The sequence below is a fragment of the Rhodococcus sp. HM1 genome (assembly GCF_023218075.1).
Taxonomy (GTDB): Bacteria; Actinomycetota; Actinomycetes; order Mycobacteriales; family Mycobacteriaceae; genus Rhodococcus.
In genome coordinates this window covers 1-724 of sequence record NZ_JALPTB010000191.1, presented here as the reverse complement: position 1 = coordinate 724, position 724 = coordinate 1, and the positions used below count along the sequence as shown (strand labels likewise).

At 63.0% G+C, this 724-nt stretch carries 2 pseudogenes; both read right to left on the bottom strand.

The features are described 5' to 3' along the window. Positions 1–182: 182 nt before the first annotated feature. Positions 183–362: pseudogene (locus M1M07_RS32360) on the bottom strand (acyl-CoA dehydrogenase family protein); the annotation flags it as partial. A 37-nt stretch (positions 363–399) separates the two neighbouring features. Then, positions 400–537, bottom strand: a pseudogene (locus M1M07_RS32355) (acyl-CoA dehydrogenase); the annotation flags it as partial. Positions 538–724: the final 187 nt, after the last annotated feature.

The following is a 724-nucleotide window of genomic DNA, read 5'->3' as shown; positions in this document are numbered from 1 at the left end:
CGGCCGTATCGCGTTCGGGTTCCGTACCCCGGAGAACCAACGCCGCCGGGTACGGTGGGCCTGCACTCGACGGTCACGTCGGGTCGCATCCAGCCGGCGCCAATGCCACTGCTAACTGCGAAGAGCCGTTCTTCGAGGACAACGCAGAGTTCGACGTATCCGTATCCCGAACCTCCGAACTCCTCCGGAATATGCAGTCCCTGAAGGGCGAGCTGTTCGCCCATCTGGGCCCACACCGCCGGGTCGTAGCCCTCATCGGTGTCCATGAGCCGACGAACCTCCGCTTCCGGAGAGGTCTGATCGAGAAAAGCGCGCACGGTACTACGCAGTTGATCGTGTTCCTCGGTATGTACGTAAGTCATAGCTGTTTCTCCGTCTCGGTGTGCCCCAGGTCCGGTATCAACGCGGGATGTCCCGCCACGGAATGCCCTTGTCCACACGAAGGTCACCGGGTAGGCCGAGCACCCGCTCGCCGAGGATGTTGCGCAGGATCTCCGACGTGCCGCCCTCGATCGTGTTCGCCCGTGAACGCAGGAATGCACTGGTTGTTTCCGGCACCTCCTGACCGAGAGGAAGCCGAGGCCGGTTCATCCGGTAGCTAGTGGCTCGTCACGCAACCTTGGCCGGATAATACGGGTACTCGGTCCACGATCGGATCGGCGAGTCCGGGGCGAATCGGGTTTTCGGTTCGGCACGGGCATTGCGCCACCGCATATACGCCGCG